The sequence below is a fragment of the Rhizobium sp. BK181 genome, from assembly GCF_014193305.1.
Taxonomy (GTDB): domain Bacteria; phylum Pseudomonadota; class Alphaproteobacteria; order Rhizobiales; family Rhizobiaceae; genus Rhizobium.
In genome coordinates, this window is sequence record NZ_JACHZA010000003.1 from 425,989 (window position 1) to 446,609 (window position 20,621).

25 protein-coding genes are annotated in these 20,621 nt (G+C 60.8%); 13 read left to right on the forward strand and 12 right to left on the reverse strand.

The window, feature by feature from the left end; genetic code table 11:
* Positions 1–57: 57 nt before the first annotated feature.
* Positions 58–339, reverse strand: coding sequence for a BolA family transcriptional regulator (locus FHT77_RS11965; protein ID WP_183755242.1), 282 nt, complete (start codon positions 337–339; stop codon positions 58–60).
* A gap of 100 nt (positions 340–439) precedes the next feature.
* Here FHT77_RS11965 and FHT77_RS11970 point away from each other — a divergent pair, with 100 nt between their 5' ends.
* The 4 genes from FHT77_RS11970 (at position 440) to FHT77_RS11985 (ending at position 5,324) form a co-directional block, all read left to right on the forward strand.
* The gene (locus tag FHT77_RS11970) at positions 440–1,051 is read left to right on the forward strand and encodes a J domain-containing protein (RefSeq protein ID WP_016556456.1); all 612 of its coding nucleotides are present in this window, start codon (positions 440–442) and stop codon (positions 1,049–1,051) included.
* Between the two features lie 313 nt (positions 1,052–1,364).
* On the forward strand, positions 1,365–2,357 hold the full coding sequence (cobS, locus tag FHT77_RS11975; protein WP_114713962.1) for a cobaltochelatase subunit CobS: 993 nt from the start codon (positions 1,365–1,367) through the stop codon (positions 2,355–2,357).
* Positions 2,358–2,369: 12 nt separating this feature from the next.
* Positions 2,370–4,271, forward strand: coding sequence for a cobaltochelatase subunit CobT (gene cobT / locus FHT77_RS11980; protein ID WP_183755243.1), 1,902 nt, complete (start codon positions 2,370–2,372; stop codon positions 4,269–4,271).
* A 21-nt stretch (positions 4,272–4,292) separates the two neighbouring features.
* Entirely contained in the window at positions 4,293–5,324 is a 1,032-nt protein-coding gene (locus FHT77_RS11985) for an esterase-like activity of phytase family protein (protein WP_183755244.1), read from the forward strand.
* A 246-nt stretch (positions 5,325–5,570) separates the two neighbouring features.
* Here the strand turns inward: FHT77_RS11985 and FHT77_RS11990 are convergent, their stop codons facing one another.
* Together FHT77_RS11990 and rpmB are read right to left on the reverse strand one after the other, a co-directional pair.
* A complete protein-coding gene (locus tag FHT77_RS11990) occupies positions 5,571–6,206 on the reverse strand; it encodes a queuosine precursor transporter (RefSeq protein ID WP_183755245.1) in 636 nt (211 codons plus the stop codon).
* A 116-nt stretch (positions 6,207–6,322) separates the two neighbouring features.
* Positions 6,323–6,619, reverse strand: a complete 297-nt coding sequence (rpmB, locus tag FHT77_RS11995; protein ID WP_016556451.1) for a 50S ribosomal protein L28 — start codon at positions 6,617–6,619, stop codon at positions 6,323–6,325.
* 238 nt (positions 6,620–6,857) lie between these two features.
* Here rpmB and FHT77_RS12000 point away from each other — a divergent pair, with 238 nt between their 5' ends.
* Positions 6,858–7,634, forward strand: coding sequence for a DUF3108 domain-containing protein (locus tag FHT77_RS12000; RefSeq protein WP_183755246.1), 777 nt, complete (start codon positions 6,858–6,860; stop codon positions 7,632–7,634).
* A gap of 30 nt (positions 7,635–7,664) precedes the next feature.
* Complete coding sequence (locus FHT77_RS12005) at positions 7,665–8,561, forward strand: DMT family transporter (protein ID WP_183755247.1); 897 nt, start codon at positions 7,665–7,667, stop codon at positions 8,559–8,561.
* 2 nt (positions 8,562–8,563) lie between these two features.
* On the opposite strand, the gene FHT77_RS12010 is transcribed toward FHT77_RS12005, so the two are convergent.
* Together FHT77_RS12010 and gloB are read right to left on the reverse strand one after the other, a co-directional pair.
* Entirely contained in the window at positions 8,564–8,986 is a 423-nt protein-coding gene (locus FHT77_RS12010; RefSeq protein WP_183755248.1) for a cupin domain-containing protein, read from the reverse strand.
* Entirely contained in the window at positions 8,986–9,756 is a 771-nt protein-coding gene (gloB, locus tag FHT77_RS12015) for a hydroxyacylglutathione hydrolase (protein ID WP_183755249.1), read from the reverse strand. The genes FHT77_RS12010 and gloB overlap by 1 nt, the downstream gene beginning before the upstream one ends.
* Before the next feature lie 54 nt (positions 9,757–9,810).
* On the opposite strand from gloB, the gene FHT77_RS12020 reads away from it, so the two are divergent.
* The 3 genes from FHT77_RS12020 (at position 9,811) to FHT77_RS12030 (ending at position 12,732) form a co-directional block, all read left to right on the forward strand.
* Positions 9,811–10,587 (forward strand): class I SAM-dependent methyltransferase, encoded by a 777-nt coding sequence (locus FHT77_RS12020; protein WP_016556446.1) that lies wholly within the window; start codon positions 9,811–9,813, stop codon positions 10,585–10,587.
* Positions 10,588–10,696: 109 nt separating this feature from the next.
* Positions 10,697–11,806: a histidinol-phosphate transaminase gene (hisC, locus tag FHT77_RS12025; RefSeq protein WP_183755250.1), complete on the forward strand. Its 1,110-nt coding sequence runs from the start codon at positions 10,697–10,699 to the stop codon at positions 11,804–11,806.
* Entirely contained in the window at positions 11,803–12,732 is a 930-nt protein-coding gene (locus FHT77_RS12030) for a prephenate/arogenate dehydrogenase family protein (RefSeq protein WP_016556444.1), read from the forward strand. The genes hisC and FHT77_RS12030 overlap by 4 nt, the downstream gene beginning before the upstream one ends.
* 18 nt (positions 12,733–12,750) lie before the next feature.
* Here FHT77_RS12030 and FHT77_RS12035 read toward each other — a convergent pair whose 3' ends face one another.
* Positions 12,751–13,749, reverse strand: coding sequence for a DUF2125 domain-containing protein (locus tag FHT77_RS12035; protein ID WP_183755251.1), 999 nt, complete (start codon positions 13,747–13,749; stop codon positions 12,751–12,753).
* A gap of 51 nt (positions 13,750–13,800) precedes the next feature.
* On the opposite strand from FHT77_RS12035, the gene FHT77_RS12040 reads away from it, so the two are divergent.
* Positions 13,801–14,334 carry a gamma-glutamylcyclotransferase gene (locus FHT77_RS12040; RefSeq protein ID WP_183755252.1) on the forward strand — a complete coding sequence of 178 codons (534 nt, stop codon included), beginning with the start codon at positions 13,801–13,803 and terminating at the stop codon, positions 14,332–14,334.
* A gap of 2 nt (positions 14,335–14,336) precedes the next feature.
* Here FHT77_RS12040 and FHT77_RS12045 read toward each other — a convergent pair whose 3' ends face one another.
* The 4 genes from FHT77_RS12045 to ftsE all read right to left on the reverse strand — a co-directional run bounded on the left by FHT77_RS12045 (position 14,337) and on the right by ftsE (position 17,657).
* The gene (locus tag FHT77_RS12045) at positions 14,337–15,134 is read right to left on the reverse strand and encodes a 1-acyl-sn-glycerol-3-phosphate acyltransferase (RefSeq protein ID WP_183755253.1); all 798 of its coding nucleotides are present in this window, start codon (positions 15,132–15,134) and stop codon (positions 14,337–14,339) included.
* 84 nt (positions 15,135–15,218) lie between these two features.
* Positions 15,219–15,926: a YdcF family protein gene (locus FHT77_RS12050; protein ID WP_409527445.1), complete on the reverse strand. Its 708-nt coding sequence runs from the start codon at positions 15,924–15,926 to the stop codon at positions 15,219–15,221.
* 68 nt (positions 15,927–15,994) lie between these two features.
* Entirely contained in the window at positions 15,995–16,942 is a 948-nt protein-coding gene (locus tag FHT77_RS12055) for a cell division protein FtsX (RefSeq protein WP_409527450.1), read from the reverse strand.
* A gap of 55 nt (positions 16,943–16,997) precedes the next feature.
* A complete protein-coding gene (gene ftsE / locus FHT77_RS12060; RefSeq protein ID WP_007528031.1) occupies positions 16,998–17,657 on the reverse strand; it encodes a cell division ATP-binding protein FtsE in 660 nt (219 codons plus the stop codon).
* 179 nt (positions 17,658–17,836) lie between these two features.
* On the opposite strand from ftsE, the gene FHT77_RS12065 reads away from it, so the two are divergent.
* The 3 genes from FHT77_RS12065 to FHT77_RS12075 all read left to right on the forward strand — a co-directional run bounded on the left by FHT77_RS12065 (position 17,837) and on the right by FHT77_RS12075 (position 19,602).
* Positions 17,837–18,517 (forward strand): hypothetical protein, encoded by a 681-nt coding sequence (locus tag FHT77_RS12065; protein ID WP_409527446.1) that lies wholly within the window; start codon positions 17,837–17,839, stop codon positions 18,515–18,517.
* Between the two features lie 64 nt (positions 18,518–18,581).
* A complete protein-coding gene (hpt, locus tag FHT77_RS12070; RefSeq protein ID WP_016556437.1) occupies positions 18,582–19,124 on the forward strand; it encodes a hypoxanthine phosphoribosyltransferase in 543 nt (180 codons plus the stop codon).
* Positions 19,125–19,242: 118 nt separating this feature from the next.
* Positions 19,243–19,602, forward strand: a complete 360-nt coding sequence (locus FHT77_RS12075; protein ID WP_016556436.1) for a response regulator — start codon at positions 19,243–19,245, stop codon at positions 19,600–19,602.
* A gap of 27 nt (positions 19,603–19,629) precedes the next feature.
* Here the strand turns inward: FHT77_RS12075 and FHT77_RS12080 are convergent, their stop codons facing one another.
* Together FHT77_RS12080 and FHT77_RS12085 are read right to left on the reverse strand one after the other, a co-directional pair.
* Entirely contained in the window at positions 19,630–20,079 is a 450-nt protein-coding gene (locus FHT77_RS12080; protein WP_016556435.1) for a hypothetical protein, read from the reverse strand.
* A gap of 171 nt (positions 20,080–20,250) precedes the next feature.
* Entirely contained in the window at positions 20,251–20,577 is a 327-nt protein-coding gene (locus FHT77_RS12085; protein ID WP_183755257.1) for a hypothetical protein, read from the reverse strand.
* Positions 20,578–20,621: the final 44 nt, after the last annotated feature.

Here is a 20,621-nt window from a genome sequence, read left to right on the forward strand (position 1 = left end):
GACCCTTTCGGTCGCATTGGAAAGTGCGACCAGGTCACTATATAGAGCCCGTGCTCGCTACCAGCGCACCGGTTCGCCTGGTGCTGCTGGCTCGACGGCGAGGGCATGCAATCCGGCATCCAGTTCTGGCTTCAAAAGCTCCGTGATCGCACGGTGTCTTGCCAGTCGCGGCATGCCGGCAAACATGGCGGATACGATGCGAACCCGCATATGGGTCTCGCCGGTCTCCGTCATATCAGGCTGATGACCTGCATGAAGATGGCTTTCATTGATCACGCTGAGGCGCTCCGGGGCGAACGCGGCGGTCAGCTTTTCTTCGATGCGGGTCTGCAGGGTCATGGTCTCGTTGCTTTGCGAAAAAGGTTCCCACCAAGCCAGCAACATTCCGGTTTGTCAATTCTTGTTGTCGCCTCTTCGGAGGCCTAAAATTAGTGCCGTCATGAGACTCGATTCCAAATATTTCGACCGCATCCGCACCCGCCGCAAACGCGAGCAGGAACCCGAACAGGCTCCCCCTTCCTGTCAGTGGGACGGCTGCGACAAGAAAGGCGTGCATCGCGCTCCCGTCGGACGCAATGCCGAGGGGCAGTTCTTTCTGTTCTGCTTCGAGCACGTCAAGGAATACAACAAGGGCTACAACTACTTTTCCGGCCTCTCCGACGGCGAGATCGCGCGCTACCAGAAGGAAGCGATCACCGGTCACCGCCCGACCTGGACGGTCGGCGTCAACAAGTCGGCCAAGAACAGCCCGCTGCATTCCGATATGCGCTCGGGTACTTACCGCGTCCGCGATCCCTTCGGCTTCGTCAACGGCACCAAGGGAAACGGCCCGCGCTTCCCTGAGCAGCGCAAGCTGAAAAGCCTCGAAGCGAAGGCGTTCGACACGATGGGCCTTGATGCCAGCGCGACTTCCTCGGAGATCAAGAGCCGGTACAAGGAACTGGTCAAGAAGCACCACCCCGACGCCAACGGCGGCGACCGTGGTTCGGAGGAACGGTTCCGCGCCGTCATCCAGGCCTATCAATTATTGAAGCAGAACGGTTTTTGTTAGTTCCCGTCCTTGCTCTTGGTCTTCAATCAGGTATGGTCCCAAATCGGCTGAGGCCGCAGGCAACCGCGGCACAACTTTTTGCGTTTGTCCCACAGGCGCCTCGGCCACTTCCGGGCGCGGCGTTTCTTGTCCGGGACTTTGTTCAAGAATGCTCGCTAGCGGTAGTTTATCGCCCCCGAGGTTTCGTTTCAGTCCCGGAGAAGCATCGCCGACGTTCCGACATGAACGCGCGCAGAGTAGACTTGCGGCGTCATGGTTGTGAAATGGGCTGATACAGTATGGCCGGGTGTCGGGCACCCGCCTTGGAGACATGATGAGCAAGATTGACCTTGATATTTCGGAGATTCCGGACACCACCGTTTCGGTCAGGGAGGTCTTTGGTATCGATTCCGATATTCGCGTGCCGGCTTACAGCCAGGGCAGCGCCTATGTTCCGGACCTCGACCCCGACTATCTCTTCGACCGCGAGACCACGCTCGCCATTCTTGCCGGCTTTGCCCATAACCGACGCGTGATGATCTCCGGCTATCACGGCACCGGTAAGTCCTCGCATATCGAACAGGTCGCCGCTCGCCTCAACTGGCCCTGCGTGCGTATCAACCTCGACAGCCATGTCAGCCGTATCGACCTCGTCGGCAAGGACGCGATCGTCCTCAAGGACGGTCTGCAGGTCACTGAATTCAAGGACGGCATCCTGCCCTGGGCGTACCAGCATAATGTCGCGCTCGTCTTCGACGAATACGATGCCGGCCGCCCGGACGTCATGTTCGTCATCCAGCGCGTGCTGGAGTCGTCCGGTCGCCTGACGCTGCTCGACCAGAGCCGCGTCATTCGCCCGCACCCCGCCTTCCGCCTGTTTGCAACCGCAAACACCATCGGTCTCGGCGACACGACGGGCCTCTATCACGGCACGCAGCAGATCAACCAGGCACAGATGGACCGCTGGTCGATCGTCACCACTCTGAACTATCTGCCGCACGATCACGAAGTGAATATCGTCGCTTCCAAGGTGAAGAGCTTCGGCAAGGACAAGAACGGCCGCGACACCGTCTCCAAGATGGTCCGCGTTGCCGATCTCACCCGCGCTTCGTTCATGAATGGCGACCTCTCGACCGTTATGAGCCCGCGTACCGTCATCACCTGGGCCGAGAACGCCGAGATTTTCGGTGACCTCGCCTTCGCCTTCCGCACCACCTTCCTGAACAAGTGCGACGAGCTGGAGCGCCCGCTGGTGGCCGAGCACTACCAGCGCGCTTTCGGCGTCGAGCTGAAAGAGAGTGCTGCAAACATTGTTCTGGAGGCCTAAGGCCGACCGACCATGGCTGCTCGCGGTGACAATTCGAAAGCAAAGCCCGGCTCGCCAGTCGACGTCGAACCGTTGCGTCGGGCGATATCAGGCAGTGTTCGCGCGATCGCCGGCGATGGCGACGTCGAGGTGACCTTCGCCAATGAGCGCCCCGGAATGACGGCCGAGCGTGTCCGCTTGCCCGAACTCTCCAAGCGCCCGACGAAGCATGAGCTGGCGGTGACGCGTGGACTTGGCGACTCGATGGCGCTGCGACTCGCTTGCCACGACGATAAGGTGCACGCGACGATGGCGCCGCAGGGTTCCGACGCCCGTGCAATCTTCGACGCTGTCGAGCAAGCGCGTGTGGAATCGATCGGCGCGCTGCGCATGGAAGGTGTGGCCGCCAACTTGCGTTCGATGACCGAGGAGAAATACGCCAAGGCGAATCTCTCTGGCATCGAGCGGCAGGAGGATGCGCCGATCGGCGAAGCCGTCGCCATGATGGTGCGCGAGAAGCTGACCGGCCAGCAACCGCCAGCTTCTGCCGGCAAGGTGCTCGATCTCTGGCGCTCCTTCATCGAGGAAAAGGCCGGAGCCGATCTCGACAACCTTCCCGCCGTCATCAGTGACCAGCAGGCCTTCTCGAAGGTAATACGCCACATGCTCTCCGCCATGGAAATGGCCGAGGAGTATGGCGACGACGACAGCGAGCCGGAGTCCGACGACGAGTCTGAGCAGGAAGATCAGCCGAACGGCGACGAGCAGGATCAGGACGAAGTCGATGACGACGCCGGCTCCGATGCCGCACCCGTAGAGGACAGCGAAGTTGCCGACGAGCAGATGGAGGACGGCGAGACCGAAGGCGCCGAAATCTCCGACGACGACATGCAGGATGAGGGCGAGGAAGATTCCGAGACGCCGGGCGAAACCCGCCGTCCGAACACCCCCTTCGACGACTTCAACGAGAAGGTCGACTACCACGTCTTCACCGAGGAATTCGATGAGACGATCACGGCCGAAGAGCTCTGTGACGCCGCCGAGCTGGAGCGCCTGCGCGCCTTCCTCGACAAGCAGCTAGCGCACTTGCAGGGCGCGGTCGGGCGACTGGCCAACCGCCTGCAACGCCGCTTGATGGCGCAGCAGAACCGTTCCTGGGATTTCGACCTCGAGGAAGGCTATCTCGACCCAGCACGCCTGACGCGCATGATCATCGACCCGATGCAGGCACTCTCCTTCAAAATGGAGCGAGACACGCAGTTCCGCGATACTGTCGTGACGCTTCTGATCGACAATTCGGGCTCGATGCGCGGCCGTCCGATCACGGTCGCCGCCACCTGCGCCGATATCCTGGCCCGTACGCTCGAGCGCTGCGGCGTCAAGGTCGAGATCCTCGGCTTCACGACGAAGGCCTGGAAGGGCGGACAGGCGCGCGAAAAGTGGCTCGGCAGTGGCAAGCCACAGACGCCTGGCCGTCTCAACGATCTGCGCCACATCATCTACAAGTCGGCCGACGCGCCCTGGCGCCGGGCGCGGGCCAATCTTGGCCTGATGATGCGCGAGGGCCTGCTGAAGGAAAACATCGACGGCGAGGCGCTGATGTGGGCGCATAACCGCCTGATCGCGCGGCGCGAGCAACGCAAGATCCTCATGATGATCTCCGACGGCGCGCCGGTCGACGATTCGACATTGTCGGTCAATCCGGGCAACTACCTGGAACGGCACCTACGCGCCGTCATCGAGCGCATCGAGACGCGTTCTCCCGTCGAGCTTCTGGCAATTGGCATCGGCCATGACGTGACGCGCTATTACCGGCGCGCCGTGACCATCGTCGACGCGGACGAGCTGGCCGGTGCGATGACCGAGCAGCTTGCATCGCTCTTCGAAGACAAGACCGTCCAGCCGCGGGGCGGTCGCCTCCGCCGCGCCGGCTAACCGCGAAAGGACGCTTTCTGGATGCTCGGGAAGCCTTTCGCCAGCTTGATCGCGATCGCCGTTGGTCTGGCGGCATTCGTGCCGCCAGCACTTGCCGATGGCAGCGTCGAGGTTCGCAGCCGCGCCATCACTGAATTCAAGATTGGTTCCGACGATACCCGGTTCGGTTCGCTTGAATTCCTCGGCGGGTTGGAAATGGTCTCGCCGCAGCGGCTGTTTGGCTCGCTGTCGTCGATCCGGTTTCGACAGGACAAGACGCATTTCGTCGGCGTACTCGACACCGGCCACTGGATGACCGGGCGCATCGAGCGCGATCCACAGGGGCGCGTGTCTGGTCTCGCCGACGTCGCGATCACGCCGATGAGGAATCGTGCCGGGCGGACCTTCGAAGGCAAGGGACATATGGATGCGGAGGGCTTGGCGTTGCACGGCAACGAGATCCTGGTCTCCTTCGAACAGGATCACCGCGTCGACGTCTATCCGGATCCGGGCTTTGAGGTGTCGCGTGCAATCGACATGATTCCCATTCCGTTTTCCAAGAAATCCCTGCGCGCCAATCGCGGCTTTGAAACGATCGCCGTCGCGCCCGCGGACAGCGCGCTGAAGGGCGGTACACTGATTGTGGCCGAGTGCAGCTTGGACGCCAATGACAATGCCTACGCCGCGATCCTCGACGGGCCATTGAAGGGGCGTCTTGCGCTCGCCCATTATGGCGACTTCGACGCGACGGACGGAGCGTTTCTGCCGAATGGTGACCTCTTGCTCCTCGAGCGGCGCTTCAATGTCGCGGAAGGCATCGGAATGCGGCTCCGCCGCATCAAGGCCGCCGACATTCGCCCCGGCTCAGTGATGGACGGAGAGATCTTGCTGCAGGGCGATTTCGGCTACCAGATCGACAACATGGAAGGCTTGGATGTCTTCGCAGCCGAGGACGGGACCATGCATGTGGTGATCGTCTCTGACGACAATCATTCCATCCTGCAGCGCAACCTGATGCTGGAATTTCGACTGGTCGAGCTACCATCTGGCGACACGGCTCACCTGCAGCGGTGACCGCGGCGTATCAACCGCCGAAATCGACTTTCGGTTCAACGCCCGCAATCAGTCCCGCTCTGTTGCCCGCCGCTCTTCGTAGGCTCGTCGCAGGAGAACCTATTTTGCTTCGCTGCGTCGCACGGATTGGGCTCAGGGCCGCACACACTTCCCGACGAGAATTCTCCCTGACTCGGTCTCAGTAACAGGAACGGCGGAGCGATAGGCTCCGCCGAACAGCTGGAACTCGAATTGGGGGGAGCGCGCTCAGCGGGCGGCGGCGGCCTGCAGGGGGCGCAGCACGTTCATCAGTGCGCCGTATGGCAGCAGCATTACGAGACCGACGACTACCTTCACCGTAAAGTCGCCGAGCGCCCAGGAAATCCAGCGCGGGGCTTCGGCCGTGAATGCGCCGAGGATCGGGGCGGATTCCAGCGCGAAAGGATCATTCGGGCCGAAGAAGACGAAGAAGGCAGCAAATGCGAAGGAGAAGAAGATGATCGTGTCCAGCATCGAGCCAATCAGCGAGCCGACGAGCGGCGCGCGCCACCAGGCCTGACGGCGCAGGCGATTGAAGACCGAGATATCAAGCAGCTGACCGGCCAGGTAGGCCGAGCCCGACGCAATCGCGATGCGCGGCACCGAGGTATAGAAGGACAGCGCCACACCGACGACGAAGCCGGCGAAGACGACCTTGCGGGCCGCCTGCGGTCCGAACTGGCGGTTGGTCAGATCGGTGATGAGGAAGGCGACCGGATAAGTAAAAGCACCCCAGGTCAGGATGTCGGCCAGATTGATGCCGGCGAATTCGGCATTCAGAGGGAACTGCACGAGGAAGTTCGAGGCGACGACGACCAGCGTCATCAGGGTGACATAGATAAGCGTAGAGCGTGTCGTCAGCATTTTTTTATCCTGGGGTATGCCACCAGTTGGAGGAACAGACCGGCAAAGCAAAAGGCTTGTCCGGAGTTCATCCGTGCAAGCCTTCTGAAGCCGTATGAAAAAGAAGCAGTCGAAGCTTACGCAGCAGCAGCTTCGGCAGTCTTCTTGACGATCTGGCGACGCAGCAGACGAGCGCGCATCGACAGTTCATTTTCGCTTGCCTTGATCAGGAAGGCATCGAGACCGCCACGGTGCTCGACGGAACGAAGAGCAGCAGCCGAAACGCGAAGACGGTAACGCTGGCCGAGCGCGTCGGAGATCAGCGTAACCTGGCACAGGTTCGGGAGGAACCGGCGCTTGGTCTTGTTGTTGGCATGGCTGACATTGTTGCCAACGAGGACTGCCTTGCCGGTCAATTCGCACATGCGGGACATGGAACACCTATTCTTGTTTTTCTCGGCCATCGGGTGCACGCCCACGCAAAACCGGGCTAGCAATCCATCAGACCATGATTGGAAAGTTGCGGTTCTATAGTCAGACAGGCCGTGCGCGTCAAGCCAATCCTTGGCATTTCCCGCAATTCTGTCAAAAAGCTCGTGTTTGCTTCATCGAGAGACAGGCGTATAGACCGTTATCAACGGCGTTTCCAGCCGCCTGAACAAGGTTCATTTCATGGCTCATCTGGGCAAACGCATTCTTATTTCCGCAGTCGCAGCGCTGATTGCCATTCCGGCCGGCGCAAGCGAGATTGTGCACCGCACCGAGTACAGGGTTTCGCTTGGAATCCTGACGATTGCGCGCGCCGCCTTCCTGACGAAGATCGAGGACGACAAGAGCTACAAGGTATCCGGCGACATCAGCTCGGCAGGACTTGCCGATCTTGTCACAAATATCTCTGCAAAGACCAGCGTTGACGGCGTCCTGCGCGGTGACCGGCTGCAGGCGTCTCGCTACTATCTCTATTACAAGAGCGGCAAGCGCGCCCGGACATACGAGGTGCGTTACAACAACGGCAATATCACTTCGACAACCGTCAGGCCGCCACGGACGCCGCCGAAGAACTGGGTCAGCGTGCCGGCAAGCGACCTGCGTTCCGTCCTTGATCCCATCTCCGGCCTGATCTTCCCTGCCGACGCCAATGTCTGCGCGCAGAAACTGCCAATCTACGACGGCGAAATGCGCATGGATCTGGTGCTCTCGCCAAAGGGCTCTCAGGATTTCTCGACGTCGGGGTTCAGCGGCAAAGCGACCGTTTGCAGCGTGCGCTTCGTCCCGCGCTCCGGCTACAAGAAGGGCCGCAGCGATATCGACTATCTGAGCAAGAGCAGCCGGATGGAAATCTGGTTTGCCAAGTCGGATGCTGCAAATGTATATGCTCCGGTCTACGTCCGTATTCCGACGCAATACGGTCCGGTGACGATCACGGCGGTGAAATACGGCGCGAGCTGACGGAGCAAGTGTCTCCGTAAAGGGGGACAGGTGAAGCTTCGGGCAACGCTAATCGGCTTTGCGGCTATTCTCATGTGGTCGTTCCTGGCGTTATTCACGGCTGCGTCAGGCACGATGCCGCCCTTCCAGCTGTCCGCGATCTGCTTTGCCATCGGCAGCATCCCCGGCATCGTCGTGCTGATCCTCAATCCGTCGCGGCTCGCCCTGCTCAAGCAGCCGGCCAAGGTATGGATCGTTGGGATCGCCGGGCTGTTCGGATATCATTTCCTTTACTTCACGGCGCTCAGGAATGCGCCGGCGGTCGAGGCCGGGCTGATTGCCTATCTCTGGCCGCTGCTGATCGTTGTCGGATCGGCGTTGCTGCCGGGCGAGCGGCTGCGCTGGTATCATGTCGCGGGAGCGCTGGCCGGTCTCTGCGGCACCTTTCTGATCGTCGGTCGCAACGGCATCAACTTCGATGGCGCCTATGCCGTCGGCTATGGCGCGGCCTTCCTCTGCGCCTTCACGTGGTCGGGCTATTCACTGCTGACGCGCCGGTTCGATGCTGTCTCGACCGATGTCGTCACCGGCTTCTGCTTCGCGACCGCGATCCTGTCGTTCATCTGCCATCTCGGCCTTGAGACAACGGTCTGGCCCGTGGGGGTCTCGCAATGGGTTGCGATTCTCGGCCTTGGGCTCTTCCCGGTCGGTGCAGCCTTCTATGCCTGGGATTACGGCGTCAAGAATGGTGATATCCAGATCCTCGGCGCTGCGAGCTATGCCGCGCCGCTTCTTTCGACGTTGAACCTGACGCTGTTCGGCTTTGCCGAGCCGAGCTGGCGGATCGCGCTTGCGTGCGTGCTGGTTACAGGCGGCGCCGTGCTCGCCGCAAACGAGCTGTTTCGCCGGAAGGCCACGACTGCCGAACAGCCGGCGGCCGCAGAATAGTGTCAACCGACAGGCTGCCAGTTCGGCGGCGCCATCTCGAAGGAGGCGAAGTCGAAGCCTGGCGCAACCGTGCATCCGACGAGCGTGTAATCGCCTGTCGTTTCAGCCGATTGCCACCAGTTGGCTAGAATGACCGCCTGCGGACGCTCGCCCTTGAGGATGTCGGTCCCAAGCATCAGCGTCTCGCTGCCGCTGCCATCCTGCGAGCGGTGAAGCGCAAGCGGCGCCCCGGCATAGTGATGCCAGACCTCGGCCGCATCATGGACACGGTGCCAGTGGGACCGTTGCCCCGCCTTCAAGAGATAGTAGATCGCCGTCGAATGGCCGCGTGATCCGCCCTCGGTGTCGCGGAAGGTCTGCACATACCAGCCGCCTTCGGGATGCGGCTGCATTCCAAGTTCGCGAATTATATCGTCCGGCGACATTAGAAATTGTCCTTGCGCCGGCGAATTTCCGCGAAGACTTCTTCGTTGGTCTTGGTTTCCATCAAGAGGTTGCGGCGGATGGCGGGATCGGCGGCGCGCAGGAAGGGGTTGGTCTCCTTCTCCAGCGCCAGCGTCGTCGGAATCGTGAACTTGTTCTCGGCCCGCAGCGCCTCGATCTCGGCTGCACGGCTGATCAGGCGCTGATTATCAGGATCGATGGTGAGTGCGAAGCGCGCGTTCGACAGGGTATATTCATGGCCGAAATAGACGGCGGTCTCGTCGGGCAGAACGGCTAGCTTCTGCAGCGAATGCCACATATCGGCGGCCGGTCGCTCGAACAGGCGGCCGCAGCCGAGCGCAAAGAGCGTGTCGGCGGCAAACAGCAGCTTGTCGTCGACAAAGTGATAGCAGATGTGCCCGGCCGTATGCCCTGGTGTTTCGATGACTGCAACCGTGTGGTCGCCGAACAGGAACGTGTCGCCGTCGGCCATCGTCTTGTCGAGGCCAGGGATCGCCACCGCTTCGTTGACCGGACCGATGATCTCGCAGCCATACTGCTCCTTGAGCGCCAGATTACCTTCAACGTGGTCGGTGTGATGATGGGTGGTGAAAATATGCGAGATCGTCCAGCCGCGGCGGCTTGCCGCCTTTTCGACAGCAGCGGCATCAGGCGCGTCGATCGAGGCGGTCAGGCCGGTTTCCGGATCATGCACCAAGACGCCGAAATTGTCGGAACGGCAAAGAAAAACGTCTAAATCCAAAGGTTTCATAGTCTCAGGCAGCCTCTTTATCGCGGGTTTACCGGGAATGTAGAGGGTCGTGCCTTGAAGTCCAACCGCCCATTGATAACATTTGCCTCAATGCACGCTGATATCGTCGACCTTCGCCAGTTCTATCATTCCGACCTCGGACGTATTGCCGAGCAGTCGATCGCCATGGCGCTTTCCTCGCTTTGGGTCCGGCTGCCGCAGGAGCGCCTTGTGGGTCTGGGCTATGTCGTTCCCTTCCTCGATCGCTTCCAGCCCGACACGGAGCGAACCTTTGCCTTCATGCCGGCGGGGCAGGGGGCGGTGAACTGGCCTGTGGGTGCATTGTCGACGACGGCCCTGATCTTCGACGAGGAGCTGCCGCTGCCCGATTCATCGATCGACCGGGTGCTGATGGTCCATTCGCTCGAATTCGCCGAGAGCCCACGGGAAACCCTGAAGGAGCTGTGGCGCGTGCTGGCGCCTGGCGGTCGGCTGGTCATTGTCGTGCCGAACCGTCGCGGTGTTTGGGCGCGCATGGAACATACACCGTTTGGGTCAGGGCGCCCCTATTCGCGCGGGCAGCTGACAAGTCTGTTGCGCGAGACCAATTTCACGCCCGGCGCGACAGCGGAGGCTCTGTTCTTTCCGCCGTCGAAGCTGCGGACCATGATGCGATTGCGCAGCGTTTTCGACCGCGTGGGACGCACCTTATGGCCCGCCTTTTCCGGCGTCATCATCGTCGAGGCGCAGAAGCGACTCTATCAGGGCTTGCCCGTTGCCGCCCGCGCCTCGCGGCGCGTCTTCGTGCCGGTGCTGGCGCCGCATGGTGTTCCGACGACGCGCAGCCGCTAGCCGGTCCTGAGCTAGGTCCCGCGGCACTCGACAAGATCGCCTTTCCGTTCTATTGCCTCTTGGCAATTTTCAGCCGAATTTTTCCCGGTATTTTCCCAAGGTCGATCTGATGAGCGAAGACAAGAGCAAGCCCGTTCCGCGTTCCGGTATTCTGGATATCGCAGCCTATGTGCCGGGCAAGGAACATGCGCCGGGCGTCGCCCGTGTCTACAAGCTCTCGTCCAATGAGACGCCGCTTGGCGCGAGCCCGAAGGCAATCGACGCCTTCCGCAATGCCGCCGACAGCCTCGAACGGTATCCGGACGGGCAGGCCCTCGAACTGCGCGAGGCCATCGCGGCGGTTCACGGGCTTAACCCGGCTAACATCATGTGCGGCAATGGCTCGGACGAGTTGCTCGGGCTGCTCTGCCATGTCTATCTCGGCGCTGGCGACGAAGCCATCATCACCGAGCATGGCTTCCTCGTCTACAAGATCCAGATCATGGGTGCGGGTGCCACCCCCGTTACCGTCAAGGAGAAGGACGCAACGGTTGACGTCGATGCGATCCTTGCTGCGGTTACGCCGAAGACGAAGATGGTCTTTATCGCCAACCCCGGCAATCCGACGGGCACATTCGTCCCCGTCAGCGAGATTCGTCGCCTGCATGCTGCCCTACCCAAGAACGTCGTACTCATCCTTGACGCGGCCTATGCCGAATACGTCCGCCGCAACGATTATGAGGCCGGCATCGAGATCGTGTCGTCCAACCCGAACGTCGTTATGACCCGCACCTTCTCGAAGGTCTACGGCTTGGCGGCGCTGCGTGTCGGCTGGATGTATGCGCCGGCCGATATCATCGATGCGGTCAATCGTGTCCGTGGTCCGTTTAACATGAACGCAGCGGCCATCTCTGCCGGTGCTGCTGCCATCCGCGACCAAGGGTTCATGCAGGAAGCGGTCGCCTTCAATCTGATGTGGATCGAAAAGATGACGGTCGCGCTCGAGGCTATCGGTCTCAAGGTGACGCCATCGGTCACCAATTTCGTGCTCATTCACTTCCCCGATGTCGACGGCAAGCGCGCGCCCGAGGTCGATGAGTTCCTGACAAGCCGCGGATATATCCTGAGGGCGGTGAAGGGCTACGGATTCCCCAACGCGCTGCGCATGAGCATCGGCCCGGAAGAGGCGAACCGCGGCGTCATCGAAGCGCTCGGCGAGTTTATGGGACGCAAGTCATGACGGTGCAGTTCGATCGCATTGCGCTGATCGGGATCGGCCTGATCGGCTCCTCCATCGCGCATGACATCAAGCGGCTTGGTCTGGCGAAAGAGGTTGTCATCGCCACGCGCAGTGCCGACACGCTGAAGCGGGCCGAGGAACTGCAACTCGGCGACCGCTATACGACGTCATCGGCTGAGGCGGTCAAGGATGCGGACCTCGTGATCGTCTCGGTGCCGGTAGGGGCATCAGAGAGTGTTGCCAAGGAGATCGCCGGCAGCCTGAAGCCCGGTGCGATTGTCACCGACGTCGGCTCGACCAAGGCTTCGGTCATAGCGCAGATGCAGCCGCATATGCCGCCGCATGTCCATTTCATTCCTGGCCATCCGCTGGCGGGTACCGAGAAGTCCGGTCCGGACGCCGGTTTCCCGGGGCTCTTCGAAGGGCGCTGGTGCATTTTCACGCCGATCGCGGGCACGGATGAAGCAGCGCTGAAAAGGCTGCGGCAGTTCTGGGAAGCGTTGGGCTCCAAGGTCGACGAAATGGATCCGGAGCATCACGACAAGGTGCTGGCTATTGTTTCGCACCTGCCGCACATCATCGCCTACAACATCGTCGGCACTGCGGACGATCTGGAAGCGGTCACCGAGTCGGAAGTCATCAAATATTCCGCCTCCGGCTTCCGCGATTTTACACGTCTCGCCGCCTCCGACCCGACGATGTGGCGCGATGTCTGCCTTCACAACAAGGATGCGATCCTCGAAATGCTGGCGCGCTTCTCCGAAGATCTCGCCTATCTGCAGCGGGCCATTCGCTGGGGCGAAGGCGACAAGATCTTCGATCTCTTCACCCGAACCCGCTCGATCCGCCGCTCGATCATCCAGGCGGGTCAGGATGTCGATGCACCCGACTTCGGTCGCCCGCATCCGCTCGAGAAGAATGCCTAACCCTGAGAGGCTCTAGTTTCAGATCGGCGGGATCGATCCGAGCGGGATGAAGCCGCCGACCGTGGCATTGCCGTGTGCGACGACGAGGTCGACCGACACCTTGTCGCCGCCGCCGGCCAGCGCCTTCAAAAGCTTGGCGGCGGTATCGACGGTCTTGGCGATCTCGGGGAAGGTCTGCTTGATGCTGTCGCGCCATGGGCCGAGCTGTTCGATCTCCAGCTTGAACTTGCCTGAGAGATAGCCCTCTTCGTCGAAGGAGAAGGGGCCGCTCAGTGTCATGACCTTGCCGTCACCAATATCCGCCACAACCTTGCGCAGTTCGCCGCTCGAGCCGTAGAGGCCTCTTTGATCGCTGCCATCGATCATGCCGGCCTTGCCGGCGAGCGTCACGTCGGCGCTCGCCGAGAGCTTGGGGAAGGCCGGCCAGTCCTTGATCGCGGTATTGGCGTCCGCGACGGAGATCGCGCTGTCGAGATCGCCGCCGTTCTGACGGAGGTGAATTTCGGTATGAGCGGCGTCGAAGTTGATCGACTGGCCGGTCTGCGAGGATACTGCCGTTCCCTTCAGCCCTTCGATGACGGTCGAGGAACGGTCGATGCCCTTCAGCTTCGTGATCAGGCTGGACTGCAGGCTAGCCCATTCGGCGTTGAGGGTCAGGCCGTGGGCACTACGGATCTCGGCAGGCGAGTCGAGTTCCCACACGATATGGCCTGGAGCGTAGACTTGGGCTGCTGAGCGCAACTGGCCGAAACTCGCCGACACGCCGTTGACGCTGTCATCGACATCGACTTTCGAGCAGAAGAGGCCAATTCGGAACGGATAGCCGCGGAAGTCGATATCGGCGCACTCGCCGCTGACGCCGGCTGTATTGCCGGGTGCGATCGCCCTCAGCACGGTCGTCTTCAGTTGCGAGGCGGCATAGAACCAGCCGGCGGTGTAGAGCGCGATCACCAGGACGATACCGCCGCCGAGCAACCAGAATTTTCTGCCGCTACGGGATTGGCTTGACGATGCCATGATGTTCTCCAATGGTGACTCGCGAGTGGGAATGTCGGTCTGGCGTGCGATATGGACGAATTTTGGGTATTTGGCTACGGATCCCTGATGTGGAATCCGGGTTTCGAGTTTTTGGAGCGTTCTCAGGCTCTTGTCTATGGCTACAGGCGTTCGCTCTGCGTCCGTTCCTGGGTGCATCGTGGCACCGAGCAGAATCCAGGCCTCGTGCTGGGCCTCGATCGCGGCGGATCATGTCGCGGCATGGGCTTCCGGATCGCCCCGTCGCTATGGGATGAAACGATCGACTATCTCCGGGAGCGCGAGCTGGTCACCAACGTCTATCTCGAGCGCCGCCTGCCGCTCCAGCTGGCGGACGGCCGGACAAGCAAGGCGGTCGCCTATGTCGTAGATCGCAAACACACGCAATATGCCGGCAGTCTCGATGCGATTGCGGCCGCATCCGTCGTCCACCGTGCTCAAGGCAAGTCGGGGCCGAACGACGCCTACGTCTTCAATACACTGGCGCACTTGCGGGAAATGGGCATTCGCGATCACTGGCTGGAGCAGGTGGTCGGCGAAGTGGAGCGGCTGAAACAAGCCGCCTGACCTCAGGCCGTCGCTGTCTCACTCTTTTGCAATTCCGCGAGACGGTTAGCGGCGGTCGGCGGGAGCGGCAGATCCGGGTTCCGCTTGATGGTGTCGATCAGCAGCTCGTCGCTCGCCCTCTCGGTCACCTCGATCAGATGGGCAAAGAAGGCATCGGGATCCATGCCAGGATGGATCGGCGGCAGGATTCTTACCTTGAAGTGGCCGGGATAGCGCATTGTGCTGCGTCGCGGCCAGAACAAGCCGGGATGCATGGCGACCGGCACGACCGGCAGCTGCAGGTCGCGGTACATGCGGGCGATGCCGTATTTGTAGAGCGGCTCTGCGCCCGGCGGACGGCGGGTTCCCTCGGGATAGATGATCAGCTGGCGGCCGGTTGCCAGTTCTTCTTTGGTCCGCCGCAATGCCTCGACCATGACCTTGCCGCGCGCGCCGCGGTTGATCGGGATCATCCGCTGCTTCTTGGCATACCAGCCGAAGAGCGGAATCCACATCAGTTCGCGTTTGAGGATGTAGACCGGATCCTTCAGCCACGGCAGCAGGGCATAGGTGTCCCAGAACGACTGGTGCTTCGGCGCCAAGATATAGCCGCCGTCAGGTAGGTTCTCCATGCCCTCGATCTCGAAGGTCGTGCCCACGATCTTTTCCATCAGCCAGTGGCACGACAGCGCCCAGTTCTTCGGCACGCTATAGGCTTCCTTGCGTGGTGCGAGGAAGTAATAGGGGGACAGTACGATCATCCGGAGGATGAGGTTGGCGTAGAAGATCGTGTTGAAGAGAACGGAACGCAGGGCGATCATAAATTTTCCCGAGGCCAATGCCCGCAAGAGGCGGTTGCGCCCTCCTACACGATATTGGCTCGCAGAAAAAGGTTTCCGTCGGTCTTAGCCGGAGACGCCGGCCGAGCGCAGTCCCGGGTGACGGCCGAGCCCGGTCAGGTTTCGCGCGCCGGCGAAGAGCACTTTCGCATACTCGGCGAGCATCACGCGGACGGCGTTGGGGTCGGTGAACCAGTCGCTCGTCTTCAGGTCGGTGTTCACGACAGGATAGGGAATGAACTGGGTTTCGGAGTCGACGTAAGCGAGTTCCGCCAGGCTGCGCGGCATATGGTAGTTATTGGTAACGACAAGGACGCTCTTGTAGCCGCGCTGGTGGATCCAGTTCGATGCTTCCTGCGCGTTGCCGATCGTATCGAGCGCATCGTAGCCGACGTCGACGCAGCAGGAGAAAAGCTCAGGCGAGGCCTGGGTCATTCTGCGGATCTGCTTTGGCGTGGTTGCCGGGTGAACCCCCGAAATCAGCAGGCGCTTGCCGGCGCCTTTCTGCAGCAATTCGACGGCCTGGTCGATACGCTGGTAGCCGCCGGTCAGAACGACGATCGCATCCGCCCGGGGATCAAGCGGCGGCTTCAGCGTCGTGACCGAATCGGCAAACCGCAGAAACCCACCAAAGACGAGGGCCATGGCCAGAACGGACGCCATGCCACCCCAGCGCAGCATGCGCCGCACAGGACCGCGCACAGGCCTCCCTTCGGAGCGAGCAAGCTCCGTTTCCGGGCGAATCGGGGTGCGCGACATGTGGCCCATGCTCATGAATCGGAAAATATATGCAGATTGCGGCGGCGAACAGACGCTTTCATGGCAAAAAAGGCATGTAAAGCTCAATTCACGAGCCCGTCCGCCCGTGTCGGATCGGAACGCAACGTGTCAATCTCGTAAATCGTTCGCATAACGGTGAGGCGAGCTGTAAAAGTCGTCAGTAGTGCGATGACGATCATGGTCGCGAAGATGCCGGCATAGCCGAGGGCGCCGACCGAAAACGTACCGAAGAGAGCGGTTGCCTGGTCGGTCTGCGGAGTCGCCAAGGTACGGCTCTGCAGGAAGCCGGCGGTCATGAAGAAGAGCGCGGCGAGGGCACTACCGACCGCCGATCCCTTGAGGCTGATTTTCAGAAAGTGCTTCTGGAACTCGGTGGCGACAAACGAGCTTTCCGCACCGACGAAGTGCAGAACTTCAACGATGTGACGATTGCCGGACAGGGCGCCACGGGTCGCGAAGACCACGGTCAGCACCATCGCCGAGAAAACTAGCAGCAGGATGCCGGTGCCGATCATCACGGTCGTGTGGGCCATCGACACCAGCCTGTCGACCCAAGTGCGGTGGTCGTCGAGGGAGGCCTGAGGAATGCTTTCCGTCAGCAGCGTCCGCATCGCCTCGAAATCCGGTGGGTTGTTCTCGTCGATGGTGATGATGATAAGCCGCGGAACCGGCAGTTCCTTGATGTCGAGCCCAGTGCCGAGCCAGGGTTCGAGGAGGCGAGCGGTTGCCGCCTCGTCGACGATCTGGCCGTCCTTGGTGCCGACGAAGGTGAGCGCGAGGTCGCGCGCCTGCGCCAGCGTCTTCTCCATGTCCAACCCCTCGTCGGGCTTGATCTGGATGGTGACCTCGCGGGAAATCTGGCTTTCCCAGCTCGCCGCCGTGGAGCGCACCATGCTGACGCCGCCGAGTGTCAGGCAGGCGAGGAAGGCCATGATGGCGATGACCACCATTAGCGCATTGCCCTGAATGTTGGCGGAGGGCAGGATCGGGGCCGTCGGGCGCACCTTCATCTCCGGCCGCTTCTGGCTTTTCTGGGCGGCCTCTGCGGGCGGCTTGGGCGCAGCTTTAGTCATGGATATCAAGGTGCCCTTCCGAGAGAATCATACGGCGGGCTTCCACCTGGTCCATCAGGGCCAGATCATGGGTCGCGATGACAACCGCTGTACCGAGACGGTTGAGCTCAAGGAACAGATTGAGCAGTCGGCGGGCCATCGGCGGATCGACGTTCGCGGTCGGCTCGTCGGCGAGAAGAATTTCGGGACGGTCGATCAGGGCGCGCGCGATCGCGGCGCGCTGTTTTTCGCCGCCCGACAGCACCGGTGGCAGGACATTGATGCGCTCGCCGAGGCCGACCCACTTCAAAAGCTCGAGTACGTCCGTCTTGTAGGAGCTCTCGTCCTTGCCGCGAACGCGCAGTGGCAAGGCTACGTTTTCGTAGGTGGTCAAATGATCCAGCAGACGGAATTCCTGGAAGATGATGCCGACACGGCGACGCAGCAGCGGCAGTTCGGGCCGCGGAATGTCGGAAATGTCGCGTCCGAACATGCGGATCAGCCCGCGGGTCGGCTGCAACGAAAGGAACAGCAATCTCAGCAGCGTGGTCTTGCCGGCGCCCGAAGGGCCGGTCAGGAACTGGAACGATTTCTTCGGAATGTCGAACGTCAGGTCCCGGAGAATTTCCGGGCCCATGCCATAGCGCAAACCGACATTTTCGAAGTGGATCAACGGGAGATCAGTCTTTTGTTTGTTCACCGCACGACTTGTTAACCAACACCATTAACAACCAGTAAATTTACCGGAAAGACGCCGCTTTGATGGCGATCTTTGCGAAGCATTAACCATTAAAATTTACGACTGAGCAGGATTCGTTTCAATGCCGGATTTCTGTCCGGCCCCGAAACCATGTGGACACCGGAAAGGCCGTCATCATGACTTCCTCCTCGTTCAGACGCCAGGCGCCCCGCCGTACCTATGATTTTCTGCCGCCCGAACCAACAAAGCGCGAGGTGCGCCGAGCTCGACCAGCGGATATCGCCGATGCCGAATTCGTGGTGATTTCGAACAACCGAATGCGAGGCTTTGATAGTCGCAGCTTCAATGACAATCGACGGCGCCCGTCACAGCCGTCGAGCATGTCGAGCGTAGAACCGCGGTCGCTTCCATCCGCACTCGCTCGGGCAGGCGAGGCTTGGTTGCAGCAGGCATCGGTCAGAACCTTCGTCGCGCTGGTGCTCGCGCTCTCGGTGCTCGTGTTCGGCCTCGTTGGGGGATTTGCCGGCTTTTCGCAAAGCGAGGCGGCATCGACGGACTCGCCGCTGCATTTCGCGCATGTAACGATGACGCCCCGCGATGCGAACGGCATGCGGGTGTTGTTGATCAACGGCATCATCGACAATCAGAGTGGTACCACCCAGGTCGTGCGACCGATCCGCGCCGACTTTCTTGCCGGTGAGCAGCTGACCGCAAGCATCATCATCAACCCGCCTGCGGACGTCATCTATGGCGGGCAAAGCCGCGGATTCTCCACAAGAGTACAGTATGCGGGTGGAAAAATGCCGGAAGTCCGGCTTTCCTTCATGCCCTAAGGGGTGTTTCGTCCCGCCGTTTGTGGTAACGGCTTGTGCTTCTAGTCATGGAGCAAGCCTTCCTATGCCCGTCGTGCGCGGAAAAAACATCGAGCCACTCTTCACCGCCGAGCAGATCGCCGAACGCAATCATGTGATGGCGAAGCAGATCGCATCGGGACCGACGAAGGACCTGCTGGTCATTGCCGTGCTGAAGGGCTCGTTCATCTTTGCCGCCGACCTTATTCGCGCGCTGCACGACAGCGGGCTGGCGCCCGAGGTCGAGTTCATCACGCTGTCAAGCTATGGCACCGGAACCGTGTCGCAAGGGGTTCGGATCGTCAAGGATATCGACAGCGATGTGAAGGATCGCGACGTTCTTCTGATTGACGACATTCTGGAATCTGGCCGCACGTTGCTGTTTGCCAAGGAATTGCTTTACGAGCGCGGCGCCCGCAACGTCACCATCGCCGTGCTCCTCGACAAGAGCGTCAAGCGCAAGGAAAAGCTGGAGGCCGACTATGTCGGTTTCGAATGCCCCGACTATTTCGTCGTCGGCTACGGCATGGATGTCGCTTATGCGTTCCGCGAACTTCCTTTTGTCGGCGTGGTCACTGGCGACGCCTGACTGTGTCAGGATAAGACGGGTTGTTAACCATCCTGTCCATCCCTTCGTGCCGTTTACCGATCGCAAAGGAAAGTCGTGTGATTTCCGTTGCGGGGCATGAAACGGAGTGATGCACACCATGGCAAAAATTCTGATTACGGAAGACGAGGATTCCCTGCGCTCTTTCGTAGCCCGCGCTTTGCGTCTTGACGGTCATGAGACCGACGAAGCTGCCGACGGTGCGGAAGGACTGGAAAAACTCAGGGACGGCGTCTACGACCTGCTGCTCTCGGATATCCGCATGCCTGTGATGGACGGCATCGAATTGGCGCACCAAGCGAAATCCGCTTTCCCGGCGCTGAAAATCCTGCTGATGACCGGCTATGCGGAACAGCGCGAACGCGCTGATGACCTGGCGGAAAAGATCGTCGATGTCGTCTCGAAGCCCTTTGCCTTGCCTGACATTCGCAAGGCCGTGGCGCGCGCGTTGGCCGCCTGAGGCGGCTAACGGCACTCTCTCGACAATTCAGCCCTCGTTGGGGATGAATTTGCCTTCATAGCGGACGCGAAAATTGCGTCGCTGGAAGTCCTGCTGGAAACACACAAAGATCAGTTCGATATCGGCAAGGCTGTCGCGCTTGTGAAGCAGGCTGAGCGTGACGACAATGACGCCGGCATAGCCGCGCGTCAGCCTGAACGCCGCATTGCGAATGGCGTTGGCCTCGGCATCCTGTCGATCGTCCCGGCGTTCGTAGATCACCCAGAAGCGGCAGATGTCCCAGGTCGAACGGAGAATCTCCGTGATTTCCGCCTGGAACTGCTCGGCATGCATGCCGGGTGACCAGGGGAGGGTCTTCTCGCCTTCGTCAGCCACGACGTTGAGGTAGCCATCATATTCGCCGGTTCGGGCAAGCGCATTCTCGATCAACTCAAATGCCGCGCTTTCGCTGATTACCGTCTTGAAGAGAATTGCCATCGAATCGCTATCGTTATTCACCTGCAGGGTGACATACGAAGCTTTCGCCAGGCAAGGCTAGCCTTGGCGTTCAATTTTGGAGCTTGGCGTCGACAATGGCATCAGCACAACTGTGCCATCGCTTCACTTAAAAGGACGCGATGGTGCAATCAGCAAAAAGGCCATTGCTTCTCAATAATCGGGGCAAGCCGGATTTATTGTCGTTCCGCTGTTCCCACCCTGCGTCTGCAGCGTACCGGGAACCGGCCGCGGCGGGCAATTCACCGGTCGCCGTACCTTCGAGCCATTGGACGAGATGCTTCCCGTCGTCTCCATGCTGTAGGGAGCCCGGCGATAGCGGTCCGATCCATCCCAGTTTGATTCGTAGCCATCGGCAGCGAGCGTCTTGCCACCGCTGTTGGTCGTTGCGAAACCACCGATATCCCATGCGCTTGCCGTGCTTGCGGCCATGCCGAATCCAAGAGCGACAGCTGTAATCAGCTTCAATTCCGGTTTCATGGAAATACCCTCAACTCGTGCCCAAACGACGCGCGATCTCGCGT